At 71.1% G+C, this 2,675-nt stretch carries 2 protein-coding genes; both read right to left on the reverse strand.

The window, feature by feature from the left end; translation table 11 throughout:
- The coding region (locus IG02_RS43345) for a hypothetical protein (protein WP_234315031.1) at positions 1–300 on the reverse strand (300 nt) is incomplete at its 3' end.
- Positions 272–2,675: hypothetical protein (locus tag IG02_RS0135320; protein ID WP_158712458.1), on the reverse strand; the 2,404-nt coding region annotated here is incomplete at its 5' end. The genes IG02_RS0135320 and IG02_RS43345, both read right to left, overlap by 29 nt.

A 2,675-nucleotide genomic window follows, 5' to 3' on the forward strand; every position in this document is an offset into this window, starting at 1 on the left:
CGCCGCCAACGCGTCAGCGATCCCCTCGGCGCCCAGCACCCGGCCGTCCGGCAGCCGCACCCGCCCGTTCTCACCCTCGGCCCAGACGACATACGCGTCCTCCGGCCACGGCGCATCGTCCTCCGACACGATCACCGGCGACTGCCCGGGCCGGGTCTCAATCACCCGTATCTTGCCCGGCAACACCCGATCCACCGGCTTACCCGTCCAGTTACGACCCTGCGCACGACCCGACGGACCTCTCATCACCGTCCGCGACGACAACATCGGGTCATTCGCGCCCGTGAAACTCCCCGTCACCGCCGGAGGGTCCGGCAGGTTCACCGCGGGCGCGGGCGCGGCCGTCCCCGGCGGCGGCGCGAACAGGGACATCTCCGCGTCCCGCGCCACCGATCGCGAACCGCAGGTCGCTCCACGTCAGCGGGGACCGGACACCGTTGGCCATCCGGGTCTGCTCCAGCGCCCAGAAGCCCTGCAGCAGCGCCTCGAACGCCGCTGTGTCGTTCTCCAGCATCGGACCGTAGACCAGCCGAATCGCCCGCACCCACCGCAGCACATCCGGCCCACGACCCCGGTCACCCGTCACCCGCTCCGCAAGCCGCCCCAGCATCGCGGTCGACGGCTCAGGACGGCGCACATGCGTGAACCCGGACACCTCCGGCAGCAGGCCATAGGTCTGACGCTGCGCGCCCTGCCAGCCCTGGGCAGGGTGCGACGACATGCCCACCGGCTTGCCGTCCGCGTCCCGGTACCCGGCCACCTGTATCCGGTCCAGCAGAACCCGTGACCCGTCCAGCGCCACGATCTCCGCCGCCCACGGCATGATCGGCGGCGTCTGCGCGGGATCGGCCAGGATGCCGAGGGCATTCCGCGCCGCCTCGAAGACGGCCCGGACCCTCGCCTGCGCTCCTGGGGGAACCTGGGGCAGCAGGTCGAACGCCTCCGCGACGGCCGCCCGCAGACGCTGAACGGCGGGGTCGTCGGCGGGCAGCCGGCTCCCCAGGGCGTATTCGCCCAGCGTGAGCGCGATGTTCCTGCTGTCCCATTCGGCCACAGGCTTCTTGGTGGAACCGTCGACCTGCGGTACGCCCTCCCCGGCGGTCACCGCGAGGAAGGCCGCGACGGCACGCACCACCGGGTTGTTCACGATCCGCAGGATGGATTCGCGCAGGACGTCCTCGGGCAGCGGGGCGCGAAGCGTCACCGAGCGTTCGTAGGCGCTCCGGCTGAACTTGGAGATCTCTTCGACGGCGCGCTCGATCTCCTCGGGCGTCATGTGCCGGCCCGTGTACCCGAAGTGCCGCAGCTCCATCAGGACCAGCGCGACCGCCAGCCGGCCCTCGTCGGTGTCCAGGGTCGGATAGTCGTCGTCTTCCATGCCGACCGCGTAGCGCTGGCTGATGGCGGCGCCCTCGGAGGTGCGGCCGGTGAGCACGGCCGTCCAGTGCTCCCGCGGTGTCGGCACGTCGTTGCCGACGGCGTCGAAGAACCCGGCGTCGAAGGGCCCCTCCGGCGTCACCAACCGCCGGTAGAGCTCCATCACATTGGAGAGATGCGGGAGGAGCCGCCCTGTCAGCTCGTCATGGCGCTCGTTGAGGAACTCCCGGGTGCGCGGCCGCAGCGCGCGCAGAACGCGGTCCAGCGCGTTCCGCGAGGCCACGAGCAGGAAGTTCTTGATGAGGCTCGGATCCGTGCCCTCGGGCAGGGAGTTGTCGAAGATGGCGCTGGCCGGAGCGGCCGCGACGTTCTGGTATCCGAGCCACCCGTAGCCCCACACCTCGTCGACGTCCGGGATGGCCGCCAGGAACTGCACGAGGTGGTTCTCCACAGAGCCCTGGCCGAGGGCACGGTTCACGAACACCGTGGTGACCGTCTGCCCGAAGGACCGTCCCCCGGCCATCAGTTGCCCGAGGTCCGGCCGGGTGAACCGCTCGAGAGCGAGGTCCTGGAGCTCCCTGAGACGGTCGGTGGCGTACCCGGCGGTGAGCTGGGCGTAGGCGGACCAGTCGAATCCCTCGGGGGCCGGATTGACCTTCGCGCCCTTGCCCACCTCGGTGAACGTCCAGCCGAGGGGCCCCAGCAGCTCGGGGAGCGGGATCGCCTGCCGCCGCTCGTCCGCGAGCCTCGCCGCGGCCCGAGCCCGCCGGAGCTGAGCCATCGCTTCCCGTCGGGACTGCTTCCGCTCGCCGGGGATCGCGGCCATCGGGTCGACGACGAACTCCCCGATGACGTACTTCCTCCGGACGGGCTGACGCTCACCCGGTGCCACCTGCGGCCGCTGGATGTGCAGCAGCCCGTCTTCCGTCTCCCAGAAGGCATACGAATCCGTGACGAGCTTGAGCCCGGGGCCGTGGGCCAGTACCAGCGTTTGTTTGACATTGCCCGGAACACTGAGGAAGAGGTCGCGGCGCTCCTCGGCCTCGACGCCGACGCCGTCGTAATCGTCCCCGGTCGGCGCGTCGAGTACCGCGTGTGTCGTGGAGGTCGACTGCGCGAACGCGGGCAGCGCGCCGTCCACGACGTCCCGCCGGTCAGGGTCGATCGCCTGCCCGGCGGGGTCGATGACCACGGCCTGGGCGTCGGACGCCGCCACCGCCGGCGGAACCGCCGATATCTCACCCTCGGCACCGGCCGACACATCGACCCACACCACACCGTCGGCCCCGCCCAGGTTG

Origin of the sequence: Streptomyces sp. NRRL F-5135 (assembly GCF_000719775.1) — a bacterium.
GTDB lineage: Bacteria > Actinomycetota > Actinomycetes > Streptomycetales > Streptomycetaceae > Streptomyces > Streptomyces hebeiensis.